Here is a 22,124-nt window from a genome sequence, read left to right as displayed (position 1 = left end):
CGCCAGCCTTCAAGACCGACCATGACCGCAAAGGCATCACCGCAAAAACCGTGCGACTTCCGTCAATACTGCCTCAGCGTGCTCCCGGTGCGGTACATGCCCACACCCTTGCAGCAACTGCATCGCCGCCGGCCCGCCCGCCAGCGCCACCAGTCGCTCGGGGTGCGCGCATGTGCAGGTCGCTCATACCGCCTCCGCTACCGGCCCCTTCAACTCGACCTGGTTGCCATCCGGGTCGTAGCAGTACAGCGAAAGCCCCTCGCCTTCGGCGCCATAACGCTTTTCTGCCGGCTCCACTTTTACCCCGGCCGCTTCCAGGTAGGCGATCAAGGCCGCCTCGTCGAACGGCTCGATACGCAGGCAGAAATGGTGCAGGTTGCGCCCTTCTACCCCCGGTGCCGCCCCGCCTGGCCGCCCCAGCGGGCCTTCCAGGGTTACCAGGTCGATCATTGCCGTGCCCGTGGCCAGGTGCACCATGCCCAGGTCTTCGCGCACGCGGCTGACCTGGCAGCCGAGCAGCTCGGTGTAGAACGCAACACTGCGCGGCAGGTCGCTGACCCGCAGGACAAGATGGTCGATGTGCTTGATAGCGAACGGTCGCATGCCGGGCTCCTTGTGCCGTGTGTGCGAATACCTTCGCCACCATAGCCCAGCTTCGCCCGGCGTGACCAGAATCAGCTACTCGTTTACCAAGCGTTGCAGCACGCCCCCTTCATGGTGCGCAAGGATACGCAGCAGCTGGTCGACCAGCGCCCGGTCCGGGGCATCCAGGTGGAAGTGGTGCCCGCCGGGGTGCCAGGAAACCTTGGCATGGCTGGGCAAGGCTGCCTGACGCCGGGTAAAAGCCTCGCCGGTGAATGCCCCCTGGCGGCCGAACAGCAGGTACAGCGGGCAGCGGATCTGGTTGAGCAGGTCGCATGCGTCACGCTCGGTCAGCGGCATGGGTTCGGGCAACACCAGTCGCGGGTCGTGGCGCCAGCAATAGCCATCACCCAGTTGCAGCAGGTCGCGCAACGCCAGCAGCCGTGCGGCACCTTCCGACAGTTCGGTGTCAAGGCGCTCGCGGCGTTGCGCCAGGGCGGTGTCCAGGTCGTCGAAGCGGCCGGAGTCCGGCTCGGCAAAGCCCGGCAGCTGGCTGCGCTGGACCATGCGTTTGAGTCGGTAGGCCCGCGCCAGGTGCTGCACGCGGTCATCCTCGGCCACCGTGAACGGTGCCCCCATGCCATCGAGGAAGGTCATGCTGGCAATGCCGCTGGTCATGGCCGCCAGTAGCGACGCCACACCGGTGCCCATGCCATGGGCGAGCACGTGGAATTGCGCCAGGCCCAGGCTGTCGGTCACCGCCAGCATGTCTTCGGCATGCTCCCACAAGTAATAGCCACTGTCGCGGCGGCGATGGTCCGAACGGCCATGGCCGACCAGGTCGGGGGCCACCACGAAGCAACCGTCCAGCATCGGTGCCAGGCGTTCGAACGAGGCGGCGTTATCCAGCCAGCCATGCAGGGCCAGTACGGGAATACCGTCTTCGGCGCCCCAGGTGCGCACCGCTATTTCAATACCATCGAGGTCGAGCAGGTGATCTTTCGGACTGCACAGCGAACGCATTGCAATTCTCCTTGGCTGCCTGCGTCTTGGCCTGCCCCACCCTCTCGCACATCCCCCCTCGCCGCTAGCCCCTCACCGACCCGCGCATGCGCAGGACCGACCGGTGCCGACAACTATCTACCGCACCGCAGCGCCTCGATTGACGTCGACTATCACGCCCTGCGCAAGAGATCGCCGCCATGACAAACCCCACCCCCTTACATCAAGCCCAGATAACCCGCTCACTACCGAAATGGAGCAAGGCCCTTCATCCCGCTCATGTGCAGAGCGTGCTGCAAAGCCTGCGCAAGGATTATCTGGATGAAGATGGCAGCCCCTACGCGTGGTATGCCTCTGCCGATGCGCCAATGCGTGAGCAGCTACGCAGCGCTATCGAAACGCGGGACCAATCCCTGGCTCGGCTCAGAAAGGCACTGGTGGGGTTCAAGGACATCATCGCGTTCTGCACCCCCCTGCTGACCGAGCGGTTGAACGTGAGCGTACCTGTAGACAGGGCGCAATATGTCTTCCAGCCCTTTGAAACAGCCGCCGACATCTGGCCCGGCGTTCCCGATGTGGAAACACCCTTGGTCCCCGGCCTGGAGGTGGATGTTCTTGCTACCCGCCCCGTGGGTGAGGCGCAAACACGCAGTTTGCTGGAGGCTGCCCTGCACAACTTCGAGGGCCTGAATGAAGTCGGCGCCTACAGCAGGCTCACCTACGCCGCAGGCAGCGATACGCCCCTGCCTGACCTGACCATGGCGGACTTCGTCAAACATTGTCGGACGCTGGACCTCGGCAAGCGCTATCAGGACCATTTGCTGGCAACCCATGAGGGCGCCAACCGTGCTGAGATCCAGCACCTGTCGATATCAGCAAGCCGTGATGCCTTGAGGGTCCAGGCACTGATTGCAAGGCTCAAAGCCCTGCTGAGCCGCCACGGGCGCGATGCGCTCATGCAACTGTGCGACGGCAACCCCAACCCCACCTACGAAAACCAGGCACTGCAGTGCTGGCACTTCAACCTGTTCGATGTGCCGATTCACGAAATCCTGTTCATCGGGCCAGACAATCCCGACCAGACAAACCCCTGCATCCTGTATATACCGGGCGACAGCGAGCACCCGGTGCGGGAGTTCGACTCACACCAGGAAGCGGGCAGGCACCTGCGTAGCCGGCTACTACAAAGCAGTTTTCGCCAAGCCTTGGTGAACTTCACCTACAAGGACAGGCAAAAAGAACTGGCTGGAAAACTGGACAACGCGCTGTTCGAAAAGGATGAAACAGGCACACGCAAACCGCGAAAAAAGCCGGTAATCCCTTTCACCCCCTCACGAATGAGAAACGATCCCTGGACGACCCTGTATAACGCGCATCTCGAGCGCATGAAGGCCGACGCAAAAACCATCGCGGTTCCGACCGCCGAAGTTGACGCCAAGGCCCGCAATGAGCGCCTGAAGCATTGGCTGGATTTGGGTATGAATGCACTGAACGTCGCCGCGTTTTTCGTGCCCGGGTTGAACACGGTCATGCTTGGCGTTTTCGCCTACGACCTGATGAGCTCTGTTTTCACCGGCTTCGAGGCCTGGGAACAAGGTGATACCCAGCAAGCATTGGCGCAAGTGGAATCGCTGGCCATCAATGCGGCGGTGATTGCCGGCTTTGCTGCCGGTGCCAGGATCGTCCAGGCGTCAGGTTTTGTCGATGCGCTGACGAGCGTGTGGCACGAAGATACGCAAGTGCTCTGGCACCCCGACATGAAGCCGTATGCGAGCACAGCGGCTATCCCTGCAGGGGCTCGCCCCGACTCGCTCGGCCATGTGCACGTCGATGACAAGGCCTACCTGAATGTGGATGGGGCGCTGTACGAAGTGTTTCAGGATGCAGAGCAACAATGGCGCGTGCGCCATCCCGATGATCCCCGGGCCTACGCCCCACGCCTGGTGCATCAGGGCAACGCCCGCTGGCAACTGGCCCATGAGCAACCTCTGGAATGGGACCGGGAACAACTGATGCGCCGCCTCGGCGGCTACAGCGCAGGCCTGGACGATACGGAACTCGGTAGCGCCATGCGCATCACCGGCACGGAAGAAGACGTGTTGCGCCGCACTCAGGCAGCAGGCTTGCGCCCACCCGCTTTGTTGATCGACACCTTGCAACGCCTGCAACTGGACAACGAGACGCAGCAGATCATTACCCACGTACGCGATGGGCTGCCGCTGGCTGCGTACAAAAATTTTGCCCTACCTGAATTGCTGCGCCTGCCGGGGTGGCCCGAGGAGTACGTACTCAAGGTTTACCAAGGGCCAGAACCCTGGGGCGAAGCTGTGCGCTATGGCCCTGCACCCACGGTTGGTCTGGTAGAAATCGAATTGACCCGTACCGATCTGGACAACGGCCAGTTGAGCCAGACCGTGTTGGCTCAGATGGATGAACAAGCCGCACTGCAGTTGCTCGGTAACACGCAGCCCGAGCACCGATCATCGGCTTTGAACACCAAACTCGCGCAGCAGCTGGAGCAACATCGAGCGGCGCTGTTCAGCAGCCTGCAACAACATCGCCGCCCCGCTCTCCCCCCGACTGTGCGCCCCCTCGCCCGGCAGTTTCCCTCCCTGCCACACAGCGCGCTTGAAGAATTGCTGGCCAACATCAGCAACGCCGAACGGCAACGCCTCACACAGGCAAAGGTACCGCTGCGTGTTGCCGAAGAAGCGCGCCTTCTGCAGGCCCGAGCGCGACTTGACCGCGCCATCCTCGGCCTCTTCAGGCCCAGCCTGGCCAGCGACGACAGCCAGCGCCTGATACAGGCCCTGCAGGCCGAGCACCCTCAGGCTGACTCGGCCCGGTTGCTGCAAATCGCCCTTGGCGATCGCCAGCACTGCGCTTCATTGCTCGGCCAACAGCCCATCAAACCGGGCTTTCGCTCCCCCTTGCGATTGGCCAACGGCCAGCTGGGCTACCCACTGAGTGGCCGAGGCACGCAAGGGCGGGCCTTGCCAGCCGCGCGGCGACTCAGGGCTCTCTACCCCGAGCTCAGCAGCCAGCAGGTCAATGCACTGCAAACCGAACTTGCCCAAGGCGCAGACCTGGGTAGCGTTATCAGTCGCCTGGAAATTGAGCAACGCACCCTCAACCGCGACCTCAACCGTTGGGTGGGCGCCGCGCGCACCCTTGAAGAACGCTTTGATCGCCAACAATGTACCGAGCGACTGATGAGTGCGTCACGCCGTGAAGGTCGCGCACAGCGCGAAGCGCTCGTGCTGGACCGCATGCAACTGGAGGCGCTGCCAACGTTCACCGCATCCATGCCGCATATCCGGCAGCTCACCCTGGATGGGCTGCGATTGCGAGGCCTGGAGAGCAGCTTCCTGTCAAACTTCCCTAACCTGGAAATCCTGGAAATCATCGGCAATCCGGATATGGACGCCGAAGCATTGTTCCAGGCGCTCAAGTCCATGCCACGGCTGCGCGAACTGGGCCTGGCAGGCAATGGCCTGACTACCCTGCCACCCACTGCCCGACAGGCCATCGGGTCGATGCCCGGCTTGAAGGTATTGGGCCTCAGCCGTAACCGGCTGCGGCTCGACGACGCGAGTTTGGGTTTCCTCACACGCCTGCCCCTGGACGCACTCGGGCTGGGCCACAATCAAATCACACTCGATGAAACCCTCGCAGCCCGGTTTCAGGACATGGTCCACCCCAAGGTGCTGCACCTGTCTGGCAATCCACTACAGCGGGCGCCCGACCTGCGCTTCATGGCCCGCCTCACTCACCTGGACCTTGACCGTTGCGAACTGCAGCAGTGGCCCGACGGCTTGACCATTCTCATGAGCCAGCCCCAGTACCAACTGCGCTACCTCAACCTCTCCTCCAACCGCATTCGTACGTTACCAGACCTGCCAGGTGTGCTGCGTACCCCCTTCGCCCGCGATGTCGGCGCGCGCCTGCCGGAGCGCCGCTGGCTGTTCAACTACAACACCCTGGAGGCCCAGACGCGCGCACGCCTGAGTGCCAGTGGCGTCAACGTGTTCGAGCACGCAGAGGACGTGCCGCCTTGGCAGCAGGTTTTCCGCGGCGAGGCGAGCAATAGCGAAGAGCAGCTGTGGAGCGACTTGTTCGACCAAGGTGAAAACGCCGCGCTGCTAGGGGTGCTGGAACGCCTTGCCCAATCGGCAGAGGCACAGCGTGATGCCGAAGCCCTGAGCGAACGGGTCTGGGATTTGCTGGAGAGCGCTGCCCACGACACCCTGCTGCGTGAACGCCTTGCCACCGTCGCCGGCGACTTCCCCCCAACCTGTGGCGATGCAGGTGCCGACGCGTTCAGCGCCCTGGAGATAGAAGCGCTGGCCCACGAAGCTGCAGGCCACGCGGGTAGCCGGCCGGCCGATCTGTTGAACCTGTATCGCAAGCTGTATCGACGCGACCAGGTCAATCAACTGGCGGACCGCATCAGCTGGAAAAGGTCCTTGCGTAAACAGGCGCTGCTCGATGATGTCTTCGATGAACAACTCCCACCCTACGATGAGCTCGACGACCCCTCTGCCTTTCCGGACATCGACCTGGAAACGGGGCTGGTGGACGATATCGAGATGCGCCTGGCCTTGCGCCAGTCATTGGCTACCGCACTCGATTACCCCGAGCCGAGCCATGGCATGCTGTACCGCGAAACGGCCAGAATCAACCAGACCATCATCGACAGGGTGAAAGCTGCGGTCATGGCCCTGGATAAGGATGCCACCGCACGGGAGCAATGGTTGAACCAGCAGCCGGGTTGGGTTGAGTACCTCAAGCGGGAGCATGCGGCACAATTCAGCCTTGTAACCGACTTTTGGCGACCAGGGCTGGACTACCTGTACTACTGCCTGGATGAAACCGCAGAGCCGGTAATGTCGCTGGACAGCTCGGTACTACGGGCCTTATCCCGCGTCATGCCTGAAAGCCCCATGGATGCCCAAGGTAGCCTGCGTCGCGTCGCCATCAACGAGCAGCAGTATCGCCAGGGCGTGGATGTGCTGACTGCCGAGCAGCAACAGGTGGAAACCGGTCTGCTGACCAGTCTCACTCGCCAGACACAATCAATCGGGGGTTGAAGCCTGCCCACTGGCCGAGCACGTTTTCATGGAAGACCTGCCGGCCATCTACCGGGCAGGCAATTATCTACCACCTGGCGCGCCAGCTCATGCGGCCCCATAGCGGCTCCCGTCACCGGAGTGCCGACATGAGCCACACCCCTTATCACCACGCACAAATGGTGCGCACCCTGCCCACCTGGAGCAAGGTGCTGCATAGCGAGCATGCCAGCCAAATCCTGACGCGCGTGCGCAAGGACTACCAGGACAGCGAGGGTAAGCCCTACGCGTGGTATGAACAGGCAGACGAACCCACCCGCCAGGCCCTGCAGCGTGCCATCGCCAAGCGTGATGCCAGCAGCAGGGCCTTGCAGGCGGCGCTGAACGGCTTGCAGGGCATTACCGAGTTCTGCGCCCCTCTGCTGCAGAAGCGGCTGAACATCGATACCCCGGTCACTCAGGCGCAATACGTTTACCAAGCGACCGCCGTCAAGCAACCTGACCGGCTGCCTGGTGGCCCGGCAGTGCCACATGAGCCTGGCGAGATCGTGCCCAAAGGCGCCCCGCAGTATCGCAGCCTCCTGGAAGCGGCCCTGCACAATTTCGAAGGCCCTGCCGACACCACCCGCTTCAGCCGCCTGCAGCTTGGCCGCCAGGACATCAGGCCCGTCGCCGGGCTGACGCTGAGAGGGTTCATCGAACACTGCCGGGCGCTGAACCTGGGCGAGTGCTACCAGCAGCACCTAGACCAGGTTTACAACGGTGCAAACAAAACCGAGCTGCAATCGTTGGCCACGACCGCACGGCGTGACGAGTTCCGCGTGCAAACCCGGATCGCCGCCTGCAAAGGCCACCTGAGCCCGTCTGGCTCGCTCGCTCTGCATGGCCTGTGTGCCGACACCCCCACCCATACCTATCAAGGACGCCCCCTGCGTTGCTGGCAATTGCAGTTGTTTGGCATCCCCATTCACGAGCTGCTGTTCATCGCGCCCGCACAGAACCGCAAGCATGACCCGGTATTCCTCTACAACCCTGTGGATGGCGACGCAATCAGGGCGTTTGCCTCGCTGGGTGATGCACGCAAATACCTGCGCCAGCAGCTTCTGCAGGACGACTACCGCAAGCGCTTTGTCAGCCTGGCCCTGCAAGCACAGCAGGCAGGGTTGAACGAGCGGCTCAAGCGCGCCCTGTACAGCAACGCCGACCAGGAAGCCGGCACACAGCTGGAACCTCGCACGTCCATACATCTGCAGGCCATCGACAAACCTCTGGCAGAGGCTCCCTGGGCGCAACTGGAATCCAGCCACCTTGTACGCTTGCGGGCCGATGCTCGCCGGGTCGCGGTGCCCACCGAGGATGTTGACGCCCGGGTGCGCTTGCAGCACATAGCGTACTGGCTGGACCTGGGCATGACCGTGCTGAATGTCGCAGCGATGGTGGTGCCATGCCTGAACCCGATCATGTTGACCCTCGGCGCAGCGCAAATCATGGGCAGCGTGTTCGAGGGCATTTCGGCCTGGGAGGAAGGCGACAATCAGGAGGCTGCAGCCCAGCTTGAGTCGGTGTTGCTGAACATTGTCACGGTGGCGGCCGTAGGCGGCGGTGCCGTGGCGCTGAAGGGCTCCGGGTTCGTCGATGCCATGCAAAGCATCGTCAAGGACGGCAAGGACTACCTGTGGAGCGCCACGCTGAAGGGCCATGAAAGCCCGGTATCGATTGCCGGGCATCTCGAACCCGATGCACAAGGCCGTTACACGGTGGACGGGCGCCACTACATTCGCATCGATGGCGCCGTGTACGAACAGGTCCAAGCCCGCGGCCAATGGCGTATCTCCCACCCACAGGACGCACAGGCCTATCGGCCGATCGTGAGGGACAACGGCGCAGGCGCGTGGCGTGCGGCACACGAAGTGCCACTGGAGTGGAACGACCTGCAACTGTTGCAGCGGCTGGGGCCAATCGGTGACGGGCTGAATGAAGGCGAGTTGCAGGCAGCACTGCAGTGCTCGGGGGTACAAAGCGATGAACTTCGCTACACCCAGGTTGCCGCACGGCAACCGCCTGCCTTGCTGGCGGATGCACTCGACCGGCTGAGCATGCGAGACCAGGTGAGCCTTGCCGAAGAAGCCCGGCCCCTTGCAAGGCAGTTCCCGGGGCTGCCACACCACGCCGTAGAGCAGATCATGGCCAAGGCTAGCGCCAGTCAGCGACTGCGCCTTGCACAAGGCAGGGTTCCATTGCGCCTCGCCGAAGAGGCCCGGAGGTTTCAGGCACATGCCCGCTTGAGCAGGGCCTTGCTGGGGCTTTACCGCCCTGGCCTGGCCACTGCGGACAGTGAGGTGCTGGATGCTGCACTCAAGGCCGAATACCCTGACCTTGATGGACGCCAGCGGTATGACGTCGCCATCGCCGACCGGGCGCAGGCGGCGCGGCTGATAGGGCAGCAGCCAATCAGGCCAGGCTACCGTTCGCCGATGCGCCTGGCCGATGGGCGCCTTGGCTACCCACTCAGTGGAAGGCTGCCTTGGGCCAATACGGCAGATCGACGATTACGGGCACTCTACCCTGGCCTGAACACCCGTGAACGTAATGCCATGCTCGGCCACTTGCGCCAGCGGGGCGATGTTGCGGCTCAGCTCAGGGCGCTGGAAATGGAACGCAGCACGCTCGACGACTGGCTGCGCGACTGGGCAAACCAAGGCACGGAGGCGCAGCGCAGCGATCGCACCGAGCTCCGTGAACTGTTCAACGCCGCCTGGCGTCGTGACGAACCCGATAGCCTGACGCTGCAGGCTCTGGACATGGACACACTGCCATCGTTGCCGGCGCGCTTCGACCACATCACCACCCTTAACATTCGTGCCATCGGCCTCCGTCAGATCCCTGTGGACTTCTTTCAGAGCTTCCCTTCGCTACGCACCTTGCGCCTGGTGCAATGCCCGGAACTCGACTTTGACGTTATGTTTCGGGCGCTGCAGTCCACCCCCCACCTGGAGGTACTGGAACTGGGCAACAACCAACTCGGCGGCCTGACAGAAGAAATGCGCCAGCGCCTGCCCGGCCTGCTTAGCCTGCGCAGGTTGAGCCTGCGCCGGAACAGGCTGACGCTTGCCGAAGCAGACCTGCAAGCCCTTGCGCAGTTGCGCCTCGAACACCTCGACCTTGAACACAACCACATTGCCCTGGATGAACCCCTGGCCGCGTCCTTTGCCGGCCTGCGCAGGCTGCGCGACCTTCGCCTGTCCGACAACCCGCTGGGGCAGGCACCGGATGTGACCGGCCTGACACGCCTGGCAAACTTGCAACTGCGCAACTGCAATCTGGTGGCATGGCCACGCGGCCTCACAGGGCTGATGCTCCAGGCTGATGCAGCATTGCGTTACCTGAGCCTGAGCCGTAACCCCATTGGTCACGTGCCAGACCTGGACCGCATCCTGGCCGGCCCGTTTGTTGAGCGTGCAGGCTTTCGCAATGGAACATGGGACTTCAACGCCAACGCCCTGGACTACGAGAGCAATCGTCGGTTGCGCGCCCTGGGCGTACAAGTCGAAACAGCCCACCCACCGCTGGGCGCCGACAACCCCTGGCTGAACCAGGCACGTGCAGACCAGCGGCAGCGTTGGCACGCGCTGTTCGAAGGTGATGCCAATCGCCATCTGCGCGATGTGGTCGAGCGGGTGGCGCGTTCACGGCAAGCCGGGACCGATCTGCGCGGGCTGTCCAACCAGGTCTGGCAGCTGCTTGAGCAGGCCGGGCAGGATGAGGAATTGCGTACTCATCTGGACAATGTCGCGCAAGACTATCCACCCACCTGCGGCGATGCGGGTGCCGATGCATTCAGCGCCCTTGATCTCGAAGCGCACGTTTTCGGGCAACTGGCCGAGGAGGCAGAACGCCCGGCCTATCTGTTCAACTTTTTCAGAAGCCTGTACCGCCGCGAAATGGTCAACGCGCTTGGAGAGCGTATTCAACTCGCCCGGCTGGCCCGTCAGGCCCGCCTGCTGGAGCTGGAACGGCTACCAGCGCAAGCTCAGCCGGCAAGGCTTGATGTACCTGCACTGGACAGCCTGGACGTGATTGATGACGACTCGCTACTCGATGGCGGGGTGGACCTTATCGAAATACGCCTGGCGTTGCGCCAGTCGCTGGCGCTGCCCCTCGACTTTCCGGAAAGCAGCCAGGGCATGCTGTACCGCCGCGAAGCGATGATTTCGGAACGCGTGGCCAGCAATGTCGAACGCGCTGTCCGGCGGCTCGATGAAACGGCTGCAGAGCGCAGGGCCTGGGTTGCGCGACAGCCCAGCTGGCAACGCTACCTGGCCCAGCGCTTCGCCAACCGCTTCGCAACGCTGGACGAGCGTTGGTACCAAGGTATGCAGTACCTGGATTATTGCCTGGATGCAGAAAGCGAAGCGGTCACTTCACTGGATCGCGCGGTGCTGCGAACCCTTACCGAGGTACTGCCCTCGCCACCGCTGGATGCAACCGGCCAATTGCACAGAATGGACCTGGGCAGCCAGGCTTACGACCAGGCCAGCCGGCGCCTGAATGCCGGGCGCGACCAGCAGCGCGAAGCGTTGTTCGAAACGCTCACCCGCGCGCAGGATCCCAACAACTAGACCTCTCACAGGAACAGCACATAGCTCATTGATGTAGCGGGCCCCTGTGGGAGCGGGTTCACCCGCGAACACCGGCACAGCCGGTGCCATGCACCGCGTTGGCTTCTTCGCGGGTAAACCCGCTCCCACACGGAGGGCATGGGGCGAGCCTACTGCCCGCGCAGGTCTTCGAAGAAGGCCTGCCTGCCATCCACCTGGCTCGACGCCCTTGGGGCCGCCGCCGCATCACCATTGGCGGCCTCGACATGCCAGTAGCAGTGCTGCACTGCACGGGTCACCGCCACGTAGGCCAAGCGCTGCACTTCTTCCTTCTGCGCCGTATCGAACGGTTGGGCATCCCCGGCCTTGCCCAGGCCAGCCTGGCGATACACCTGGTTCTTGTAGGGCGAGCTGGTCAGGTACTGGCAGTCGCCCAGCATGAACACCGCATCGGCCTGCAAACCCTTGGCACTGTGGTAAGTCAGCTGACGCAACCGGCGCTGCTCGGCCGGCAACGCCGCCTCAGCCTGCAGCACGCTTTGCAGGTGCTCGTTCATCAACGCCCTGTCGCTGCCCTTGCGGTACAGCATCATCACCGTCTCGCCCCGTTGGTAGTGCTCGATCAGCGTTTCGCCCAGGGCAGCCTCGTCACGGTCGAACACCTTGACCGCAGAGCCCGGCAATTCGGCTGCCGGGCCACTGGCGCGGGCTTTCTTGCCGGCAATTGCCGGAGTGCCCTTGACCAGGTGCTCGGCCGCGTCGATCACCTGCTGCTGGCAGCGATAGTTGTCGACCAGCATCACCCGCGTGTTGGCCGGCGACGGGAAGGCTTTGGTGAACTCCATGAAGTACTTGGGCGAACTGCCACGCCAGCCATAGATCGACTGCCAGTCGTCACCCACACACAGCAGCGACGAATGCTGCGCATGGCGACCGGTGTGCATGCTCGGGCCACGTCGGCGGATTTCAGCAAGGCTGGCGCGCAGCCAGCTGACGATCTGCGGCGACACGTCCTGGAACTCGTCGATCATCAGGTGCGCCAGCGGCCGCAACAACGGGTCGGGCAGCAGTTGCAGGTTTTCCGGGTTGTTCTCGCTGAACAGCGCGAACATGCGGTTGTAGCTCATCACTGGCGGCGACTGGTCCAGCAGGTGTGCTTCCAGGGCCTTCCAGTACAGGGCCAGGGCCTCGAAAAACAAGGCATCGCTGTCGCCGGACGGGAAGCTCATCGCCGCCACCGCGTTGTTCACGCCCAGGCCAAGGTTCTCGATGAAGTTGGCCGCGCCGACAAAAGCGTCCAGCAACGGCGCCGGGGCCAGTTCGCCTTTGACCTTGTACTCGAACCCCGGGCCGGCCACGGCATCGCCAGCCAGCGAGGCCGCCAGGCGCCGGGCCATGGCGTAGTTGTCGAGCCAGATCAGCGGCCGGTCGCAGAACGCCTGCAACAGAGTGCGCTTGACCGCCCACTCGGCACGCACCGCCAACTTGGCGCCGGGGCGCTGGTACTGCGCGCTTTCCGCCGGGTCGAAGCCCAGCACCACCAACGGCCCCTGGCCAGCCAGGCGGCCATGCACATGGAAGCGGCTGCCCCGGATATCGACGGTTTCGCGGCACGGCTCGATGCCCTTGATTGGCCAGGCGCCGGCGGCGAACCACAGGTCCTCGATCACGTCGCACAGTTCTTCGTCGCGCTGGGCGGCCAACTGGGTCACCTGTGCGCGTTTCTGCACGTCAGGGTTGTTCGGGTCCAGTGGTCTGAGTTGCAAGGCTTCACTGCGCAACAGGCCGACCAGCTCGGCAAAACGCGGGCTCTCACCCAGCACGCGGCTATAGCACTGGTTCAGTTGCTGGCGCTGGGCATCGTTCAGGCGCAGGTCGAACGGGTTGCTGTCGGCCTCGGCCTCACGCCCGGCAGGCATCTCGTTGCCCAGCGTCTCGAAGGCGCGTACCTGGCCGAAGCCCGGCAGGCTGCGCACCAGCGGCAGGATGCGCGAATGGAAGGTACGCACCAGCTCGCGGGCCTGCACCGGTTGCAGGTTGATCTGCCACAGGGCGAACACCTGCAGCAGACGCTTGATGAAGTCTTTGCGCGACTCGCGGGTAAACGTGACCACGGTCATCGCGTCCAGTTCGTAGCCCAGGTAGTGGCGCAGCAGCAGGATGCGCAACACCAGCGACGTGGACTTGCCTGCCCCGGCGCCGGCCACCACACAGGTGGACGGGGTGTCACTGAAGATCAGCTTCCACTGCGCGGCGCTGGGCTGCGCTTCGGCGGGCAGGCGCTGGGCGACATCGGCCTTGAAGCGCTTTTTCAGCTCGGCCGTCAACGGCAGGCGCCAGTCGTCGAACAGGTTGTCGTCCTGACCGGGCACGGCAGCGATGTCAGGCCGGGTATCGCGGATCACCAGCACCTGGCGCCCGGCTTCGTAACCCTCCACCCGCCCTTGGTCGAACCCTTCGCGCACGCCATCGGCGTGGCCACTGCGCTGGCCGGTGGCGTGGCCAAGGAACCAGGAATCACGGTGCTGGGCTTGCAGGCGGGTCAGGCCACGCCCCAGCAGGCGGGCGGCCAGGCGGCGAAACCAGGGCAATTGCGCAGGAGGGGTAAGGTCGGCGGGGGCCTGGGGTTGATCGTGGGCCACGGTCACTCCGTTGAAAAACAAAAACAGCCGGCATGTTCGCCGCATCGACGGAAAATCGCCAGCGAATGCTTGCAGATCAGTGGATTAGGCGATGAAGCGGATCAAGCATGGCAGCAAATAATATCTAATAATACGATTATTTTAAGCCGATATTTACGCTTATTTTCGATGTTTCTTTAGCGCATCATGGCGTCATTCCACTGATTCAAGGAGCACGACCATGCTGCAACTGCGACCCTTTGAAGGCCTGGGCCACGCCAACCACGGCTGGCTCGATGCCCACCACCATTTCTCGTTCGCCGAATACTACGACCCGGCGCGCATGCACTGGGGCAACCTGCGGGTATGGAACGACGACCTGATCGCGGCTGGCAGCGGCTTCCCGCCGCACCCGCACCGCGACATGGAAATCATCACCTATGTACGTGAAGGCGCGATCAGCCACCAGGACAGCCTGGGCAACAAAGGCCGTACCGAAGCCGGTGACGTGCAGGTAATGAGCGCCGGCACCGGTATCGTCCATAGCGAGTACAACCTGGAAGACGTCGATACGCGTATTTTCCAGATCTGGATCGTGCCGGAGCGCACCGGTGAAGCACCGCAGTGGGGCAGCCGGCCGTTCCCCAAAGGCGAGCGTGGCGAAGGCTTCGTGACCCTGGCCAGCGGCCGTGCCGGTGATGAAGACAGCCTGCAGATTCGCACCGATGCCCGCCTGGTGGCTGCCACCTTGCGTGCAGGTGAAACCGCCGAGTACCGCTTCGATGCCGCACGCCGGGGTTACCTGGTGCCGGCCAAGGGGTTGGTGGACGTCAACGGGCTGCGGGCCAAGGCGCGTGATGGCGTGGCGATCGAGCAGGAAGAGGTGCTGCGGGTGACCGCCATCGAGGACAGCGAGATCGTGCTGGTGGATGTGGCCTGATGGATCGGCCCAGTGCAGGCAGCCTTGCAATGCCTGGACTGGCCTCATCGCCGGCAAGCCAGCTCCCACAGGGACCGTGCAGGCCAGAAGATTTATGTAAAACCTGCGCGGTCCCTGTGGGAGCTGGCTTGCCGGCGATGGGCTGCGCAGCAGCCCCCGCAATTTATGCAGCGCAGCAGAAACCGAGGGGCTGCTGTGTGCCCCCGGCTATCGCGGGGCATTGGCGACATCGGCCCGCCTGCACTAGCGTTGTGCTACCTGCCAGCCCAACGTTCATGCGGAGCCTTCACCCACCATGCCGGACCTGCGCCCGAACCCGACGCTGCGCCTGGAATACCGTGCCGAGCAGCCGATTCACCACGCCTTCCTCGAGCAGGCCGGCCGCTGCCCGGATGCCACCGCCATCCTTGGGCCGCACGCTACCTGCAGCTACGCCCAACTGGCGCAGGTCAGCCAGGGCATTGCTGAATACCTGGTGGAAAATGCTGTCAGCGGCACTGATCGTGTCGTCATCGTCGCCAGCCGCTGCGCAGCCCTGGTGTATGCCATGCTCGGCTGCCTGCGCGCCGGCCTGGCCTTTACCGTGGCCGACGCGGCCTACCCTCCCGCACGTATCGGGCAAATCGTCCGCACATTAAGGCCGGCCGTGATCCTGCGCTGTGGCGAGGCCACTGTCGATGCCAACGGCCCACTTGTCGTCAGCGTCCCGGAAGCCCCCGCCGAGGCACTGCAAGCCTTCCGCAGCCAACCTGTGGCGCTACCCCGCGTCAGCCCCGAGCAACCGGCCTACATCACCTTCACCTCGGGCAGCACCGGTGAACCCAAGGGGATCGTCACCCACCACGCGCCACTGGTGCACTTCATCGACTGGCATGTCCGCCAGCATGGCTTCACCCAGGCCGACACCTTCTCCCTGCTTTCCGGCCTGGGCCACGACCCGGTGTACCGCGACGTGTTCACGCCCCTGTCGATTGGCGCGACCATCGCCTGCCCTGCCCAGCCAACGCTGACCGACCCGGCACAACTGGCAGGCTGGATTCACCAGCACGGCGTAAGCGTGATCCACCTTACCCCACCGCTGGGCAAGCTGATCGAAACCGGCGCACACATGAAGGGCCAGGTACTCGACCGGCTGCGCTACCTGTTCTGGGGCGGCGATGCCCTCAGCCCGGCGCTGTACCAGCAGATCCGCGCCATCGCGCCCAATGCCGCCAATGTGAACTTCTACGGCACCACCGAAACACCACAAGCCATGGCCTTCCATACCCTCGACCCGGCTTCGGACACCTCCCGGGTGCCCTTGGGCAAAGGCATCGCCAATGCGCAGTTGCTGGTGGTCAACGCGGCCAACCACTTGGTCAGCGCGGGCGAAACCGGTGAAATCCTGATCCGCAGCCCCTACCTGTCGCAGGGGTACTGGGGCGACCCGGCGCTGACCGAGGCCAAGTTCATCGTCAACCCGTTCACTGGTGCCGCCGATGACCGCTGTTATCGCACCGGTGACCTGGGCACCTACCTGGCCGATGGCAGCGCCAGTTTTCTGGGGCGCGGTGACAGCCAGGTAAAAATCCGTGGCCATCGCATCGAGCTGGCGGAAATCGAGAACGCCATCACCCGTCACCCGCACATCGGCCAGTGCGTGGTCGTGGCCAACCACGACAGCGCGTCGATCCGGCTGGTGGCTTATTGCGTGGGTCAAACGCCCACCGGCGCCGATGAACTGCGCCAGGCGCTCGCCGGCCAGCTGCCGGACTACATGGTGCCCGCGCTGTTCGTGTTCCTCGACGCCCTGCCGCTGACCCCGAACGGCAAGGTGGACAAACGCGCCTTGCCTGCGCCATTTGACGACAGCGCCACCCTGCCCTTGTCCCCCCTGGCCGAAAAACTGAGCACGGCCTGGGCGCGCATCCTCCAGGTGCCGCGCCTGGACGCCAGGTTGAGCTTTGTCGAACTGGGCGGCGATTCGCTGTCGTTCGTGCAGGCCTCGCGGGTGCTGGAGGAGCTGATCGGCCACCTGCCGCAGCGCTGGGAAACGCTACCGGTGTGCCAGCTGGCCGAGCTAAGTGCGCCCCCGAAAAGCGCGTGGCGGGTGATGGAAATGCCGGTGTTCGTGCGGATGCTCGCCATTATCCTGATCGTGGTCGGCCACCTGAGCGAGTTCGACCACTGGCTGATCGTCGGCGAAACGTCGGTGCTGTTCCTGGTCTCCGGCATCAGCCTGGCGCGGTTCCAGCTCAAGGCCATCGAAGAACGTGGCAACGCGCGCACGCTGCTCAGGTCGCTGGCAGCCATCGTGGTACCGACGCTGTTGTACCTCGTGCTGATCCAGCTGGTGTTCGACCGGCTGCACTGGCAATCCCTGCTGCTGGTGTCCAACTGGTTCCCGGCCAGCGCGGTGAGCCTGTTCAATTATTGGTACATCGAAGTGCTGGTACAGATGATCCTGATCATCGGTGTGGTGCTGTCGATCAGGCGCATACGCCAGGCCGTCCTCGCCGCCCCGTTCCGCTGCCTGATCATTGCGGCCTGTGCTCTGGTGGCGCTGGATGTGCTGCTCAGCCGCTTCGTGTTCGACGCCAGCCCGCTGTTCAACCGGGTGCCCCAGCACTTCCTGGCGGTAATGGTACTGGGCATGGCCGTGCACCATGCCGACACCACGGCACGCAAATGGGTGGCCAGCGCGGTGGCCGTACTGGTGGTCGCCGAGCTGGACCTGATGGCGGTTGCCGGCGTGGGCTGGCAGGCTTTCTCGCGCTACATCGACATCGCCCTGCCGGCGATGCTGGCCCTTATCTGGTTCCGCTCGGTGCCTGTGCCTGCCCTGGTGGCGCGGGCAGGTGCGGTGATCGCATCGTCAACCTTGTTCATCTACCTGACGCATTTCCAGTTCCAGTCGGTAGCGGACCATATTTTCAATCATCCACTGTTCGAGTTGGCCCTGGCGCTCGCCGGCGGGGTGCTGGTGGGATACTGCTGGAATACCCTGGTGCGCCTGCTGTTTGCCCGCCGGAACAAACAGAATCAGGCACGCGGGACCGATCCAGCCGAACGCGCCACCTCTGCTTGAGCAGACGTACCGGGACAGGCGCAGTGATTGCAAACCCTGAAATACTCTGCCTAAAATGCGAACCATTAACATTTGCAAATATTTTCAGGCGGCATGGATGAGCACCCCGGATGTAGCGTTCACTTCTCAAGTCGGCCAGCTATACCGAGCCCAGAGCAAATGGTTGCACAACTGGCTGCGGCCGCGGGTGAACTGCAGCCACCTGGCAGCAGACCTCGTCCAGGATGTGTTCGTGCGGGTCATGTCTGCAGCCGACGCCGCCGTAAAGCTCGAAGCCGTACGCGAACCCAAAGGCTACCTGGCCACCATCGCTCGCCGCCTGATGATCGATCACCTCCGCCGGGTGCACCTGGAAAGGGCCTGGCTACAGGTGCTCGCCGAGCAACCCGAGGCACTGGACATCTCGCCTGAGCAACGCCTGGCCTTGCTGCAAACCTTGTTTGAACTCGACGCCATGCTGGCCTCGCTCGGGCCCAAGGTGCGTGAGGCATTCTTGCTGTCGCAGATCGATGGCATGCCCTACAAACACATCGCCACGCAGTTGGGCATTTCCGAAGTCAGTGTGCGCCGCTACATTGCCAAGGCGGCCGAGCACTGCATGATCTACAGCCTCGGCCATGATCAGTGAAGATGAACCTGAATGCCGAGCAACTGGCTTCGTTGCGCCAGGCCGCGCACTGGTTCAGCCAGCTCAACAGCGGTGACGTGCAGGCCAGTGATTATTCGGCCTGGCAGCTGTGGCTGAATGCAGCGCCCGTCAATGCCTGGGCCTGGCAGCAGGCCGAGCGCCTGCAAACACGCATGGCAGCCAGCGACAACCCGGCGTCTGCACGCGTGCTGGCGCTGGCAGCCCATGGCCGGAACGCCAGCCGTCGGCGCGTGGTCAAGGCTGGCTTGCTGCTGCTGGGTGGCGGCGCGCTGGGCCTGGGTGGATACCGGGAGGTCAAGCAGTCCCCACTGCTGGCAGACGTGCGTACCGGCGTGGGCGAACAGCGTTCGTTGATGCTGACCAATGGCACTGCGCTGCTGCTCAATACCGCCTCCGCGGTCGATGTGGCTGACGCCCACGACCCTGCGCGCTTGCGCCTGCGCCAAGGTGAAGTCATGGTCACCGTGCCGGCGCGCCAGCATTGCACGGTCAGCACTCGAAACGGCACGGTCGAGGCAGGCGAAAGCCGCTTTGCCCTGCGCTTGTTCGAGGACGGCAGCAGCCTGGAGGTATTTGCCCGGCAGGCGCGTGTAACCCTGAACTCGGGCCAGACCCTGCTGGTAAACACTGGCGAACGCTGTCGGTTCAACGACCAGGGCTTCGCCGCACTGGAAACCGTCCCCTTGGCCGCAGACGCCTGGGGCCGCGGGTTGCTGATTGCCAATGACCAGCGGCTCGATGCCTTCATCAGCAACCTGTCACGCTACCGCCCGGGCTGGCTGCGCTGCGCACCCGCCGTGGCAGGGCTGCGCATCAGCGGCACCTACAGGCTCGACGATACCGACCAGATCCTGCGCGCGCTGACCACGTCACTGCCGGTGCAGGTACAGGCCCGTACCCGTTTCTGGGTAACCATCACGGCAGCGTAAAAAAAATGCCGAGTGCCTGATCACTTTGCCAGGGCTTATCCGACTCATAGGTAACCCGACTTTTACCTATCAGAGAAACGCGAAGATGACCTGCCGCTTCACACCCAGGCCTTTCACTGCGCCAGGCCTGCGCACCTGCCTGCTACTGACTGCACTGCTCGCGGGGCCTGGCGTTGCCTGCGCCGCGCAAGCCCATGACTACCACCTGCCACAGGGCGACCTGGGCGAAACGCTGACCCAGTTCGCTGCCGAGTCTGGCATCGTGCTGTCGTTCGACACCCGCTGGACGCGCGGCAAACGTTCGCCTGCGCTTGACGGGCGTTATGACGTCGACCAGGCCTTGCAGATTCTGCTCAGTGGCACCGGGCTGCAGGCCACGCGGGAAAGTGACGGCCGCTATTCGCTGCTGTTGACCACCGGCCAGGGCGATGCGGTGGAGTTGGCCCCCAGCCGCGTCGACGCCCTGGGCTTGGGTTACGTCACCGAAGGGACCGGCGCCTACACCACCGGCGGCTCTACCACGGCCACCAAGCTGCCGCTGACCCTGCGTGAAACACCGCAGTCGGTCAGCATCATCACCCGCCAGGTAATCGACGACCACGGTTCGCAAGACATCGGTGACGTGCTGCGCAACACGCCCGGGGTTTCGGTGCAGGCCTACGACAGCGAACGCATGGAGTACGCCGCGCGCGGTTTTGCCATTACCAACTACCAGTACGATGGCATCAACACCATCTACGACGGTGTCTACGATGAGGGCGTGACCCACGTCGACATGGCCGCCTACGACCGCATCGAAGTCATCAAGGGTGCGACCGGCCTGATGACCGGCTCTGGCGACCCCTCGGCGACGGTCAACCTGGTGCGCAAGAAGCCCACCCACGACTTCAAGGCGTCGATCACCGCCAGCGCGGGCTCCTGGGACAACTACCGTACCGAAGGCGATATTTCCGGCTCGCTCAACGACAGCGGTAGCGTGCGTGGCCGCCTGGTGGGTGCCTACCAGGACCGCAAGTCGTACCTGGATCACTACAAGCAGAAAAAGGACGTCTACTACGGCATTGTCGAAGCCGACCTGACGCCCGACACCCTGCTGACCTTCGGCATCGACAACCAGGCCACAACCCCGCGCGGGTCGTCCTGGACCGGTAACCCGACTTACTTTTCCGATGGCAGCCGCACCGATTTCTCGCGCTCGCACAACCCGGCGGCAGACTGGAGCCGCCGCGACTTCCAGTCCACCACCTACTTCACCTCGCTGGAGCAGGCCCTGGCCAACGACTGGAAGGTCAAGCTCAGCCTCAACCACATGATCAGCGACCATGACACGCGCCTGGCGTCTGCCAGCGGCGGCAACCCGGACCCACTTACCGGCGAAGGCATGTTCCTGTATTGGGGCCGCTGGGAAGGCCACCGCGTGCAAAACACCGCCGACGTGAATGTATCCGGCCCGTTCACCCTGTTCGGCCGCGAGAACGACCTGGTGGCAGGCTTCATGACTTCACATTCGAAGCAGACCGGCGATACCTACGACGGCAGCGCGTTCGCCATGGTGCCCGGCTCCATCTTCGACTGGAACGGCAACCTGCCGGAGCAGGACTTCCCGAAAAACGGCGACTACACCACCACGCAAAGCCAGAACGGCGCCTACGTGGCCACCCGCCTGAGGCCGACCGACAAGCTTTCGGTCATCCTTGGCACCCGGGTCAGCACCTTCAAGTACAACGATGATCAGGACTACTACCCCACGTCTTCGTTGAGCGACACCCACGCAAGCTACAAGGAACACGGTGTGGTCACCCCCTATGCGGGCGTGGTTTATGACCTGGACGACACCTACTCGGTGTATGCCAGCTACACCTCGATCTATCAGCCGCAGGTTTACAAGGACATCAACGGCGCCACCCTCGCGCCCGTCGAAGGCAATGGCTATGAAGCCGGGCTGAAGGCCGCTTGGTTCGACGGCAGGCTGAACGGCACCCTGGCGTTCTTCCGCATCGAGCAAGACAACGTCGCCTCCAGCATCGGCACCAACCCGGTGACCAACGAAGGCATCTACAAGGCCATCGACGGCGCCACCACCAAGGGCGTCGAACTGGAGCTGGCCGGCGAACTGGCACCCGGCTGGAACGTCACCGCCGGCTATACCTACGCCCGTACCCGCGACGCCGACGACCAGCGGATTTTCGGCTTCCCTCTGGCAACCACCAAGCCTGAGCATGTAGTACGGCTGTTCAATACCTACCGCCTGCCTGGCGCATTCGACCCGGTGACCGTGGGCGGTGGCCTGCGCTGGCAGAGCGGCTTCTACGGCAACATCTACAGCCCGATCGCCAATGACTACACGCGCATCAAGCAAGGCGGCTACACCCTGGTGGACCTGATGGCCCGCTATCAGTACAGCGAGCACCTGAGCTTCACGGTCAATGCCAACAACGTATTCGACAAGGTCTACCTGACCGGGCTTGGCAACTTCGATACCACGTATTACGGCGAGCCACGCAACATGATGGTCACAACGCGCTGGGATTTCTGAACCTGCATCACCTGGTTGGTCTAGCATGGTCTCTGTGGGAGCGGGTTCACCCGCGAACACCGGCGCAGCCGGTGCCATGCACCGCGTCGGATTGTTCGCGGGTAAACCCGCTCCCACAGGGTCACCACAAG

At 63.6% G+C, this 22,124-nt stretch carries 10 protein-coding genes; 7 read left to right on the top strand and 3 right to left on the bottom strand.

All coding sequences use genetic code 11. The features are described 5' to 3' along the window. Positions 1 to 183 precede the first annotated feature (183 nt). The gene (locus ABOC32_RS14230; protein ID WP_426811479.1) at positions 184 to 603 is read right to left on the bottom strand and encodes a VOC family protein; all 420 of its coding nucleotides are present in this window, start codon (positions 601 to 603) and stop codon (positions 184 to 186) included. A 75-nt stretch (positions 604 to 678) separates the two neighbouring features. Next, on the bottom strand, positions 679 to 1,605 hold the full coding sequence (locus ABOC32_RS14225; RefSeq protein WP_426811478.1) for an alpha/beta fold hydrolase: 927 nt from the start codon (positions 1,603 to 1,605) through the stop codon (positions 679 to 681). 269 nt (positions 1,606 to 1,874) lie between these two features. Here ABOC32_RS14225 and ABOC32_RS14220 point away from each other — a divergent pair, with 269 nt between their 5' ends. Both ABOC32_RS14220 and ABOC32_RS14215 read left to right on the top strand, forming a co-directional pair. Then, on the top strand, positions 1,875 to 6,674 hold the full coding sequence (locus tag ABOC32_RS14220) for an NEL-type E3 ubiquitin ligase domain-containing protein (protein WP_426811477.1): 4,800 nt from the start codon (positions 1,875 to 1,877) through the stop codon (positions 6,672 to 6,674). A gap of 128 nt (positions 6,675 to 6,802) precedes the next feature. After that, the gene (locus tag ABOC32_RS14215; protein ID WP_426811476.1) at positions 6,803 to 11,272 is read left to right on the top strand and encodes a dermonecrotic toxin domain-containing protein; all 4,470 of its coding nucleotides are present in this window, start codon (positions 6,803 to 6,805) and stop codon (positions 11,270 to 11,272) included. A gap of 149 nt (positions 11,273 to 11,421) precedes the next feature. Here the strand turns inward: ABOC32_RS14215 and ABOC32_RS14210 are convergent, their stop codons facing one another. Continuing rightward, the gene (locus tag ABOC32_RS14210; protein ID WP_426811475.1) at positions 11,422 to 13,938 is read right to left on the bottom strand and encodes a UvrD-helicase domain-containing protein; all 2,517 of its coding nucleotides are present in this window, start codon (positions 13,936 to 13,938) and stop codon (positions 11,422 to 11,424) included. 175 nt (positions 13,939 to 14,113) lie between these two features. Between ABOC32_RS14210 and ABOC32_RS14205 the strand changes: the two genes are divergently transcribed. The 5 genes from ABOC32_RS14205 (at position 14,114) to ABOC32_RS14185 (ending at position 21,993) form a co-directional block, all read left to right on the top strand. Next, positions 14,114 to 14,812 (top strand): pirin family protein, encoded by a 699-nt coding sequence (locus tag ABOC32_RS14205; RefSeq protein ID WP_426811474.1) that lies wholly within the window; start codon positions 14,114 to 14,116, stop codon positions 14,810 to 14,812. Positions 14,813 to 15,107: 295 nt separating this feature from the next. After that, positions 15,108 to 17,879 carry an amino acid adenylation domain-containing protein gene (locus tag ABOC32_RS14200; RefSeq protein WP_426811473.1) on the top strand — a complete coding sequence of 924 codons (2,772 nt, stop codon included), beginning with the start codon at positions 15,108 to 15,110 and terminating at the stop codon, positions 17,877 to 17,879. A 97-nt stretch (positions 17,880 to 17,976) separates the two neighbouring features. Next, positions 17,977 to 18,507 (top strand): sigma-70 family RNA polymerase sigma factor, encoded by a 531-nt coding sequence (locus ABOC32_RS14195; RefSeq protein WP_426811472.1) that lies wholly within the window; start codon positions 17,977 to 17,979, stop codon positions 18,505 to 18,507. 2 nt (positions 18,508 to 18,509) lie between these two features. Further along, a complete protein-coding gene (locus tag ABOC32_RS14190) occupies positions 18,510 to 19,457 on the top strand; it encodes a FecR domain-containing protein (RefSeq protein ID WP_426811471.1) in 948 nt (315 codons plus the stop codon). An 85-nt stretch (positions 19,458 to 19,542) separates the two neighbouring features. After that, positions 19,543 to 21,993 (top strand): TonB-dependent siderophore receptor, encoded by a 2,451-nt coding sequence (locus ABOC32_RS14185; RefSeq protein ID WP_426811470.1) that lies wholly within the window; start codon positions 19,543 to 19,545, stop codon positions 21,991 to 21,993. The last annotated feature ends 131 nt before the right edge of the window (positions 21,994 to 22,124 follow it).

The sequence above is a fragment of the Pseudomonas sp. WOUb67 genome (assembly GCF_050058005.1).
GTDB classification, from domain to species: Bacteria; Pseudomonadota; Gammaproteobacteria; order Pseudomonadales; family Pseudomonadaceae; genus Aquipseudomonas; species Aquipseudomonas putida_R.
This window is presented reverse-complemented; position numbering and strand designations above follow the sequence as displayed.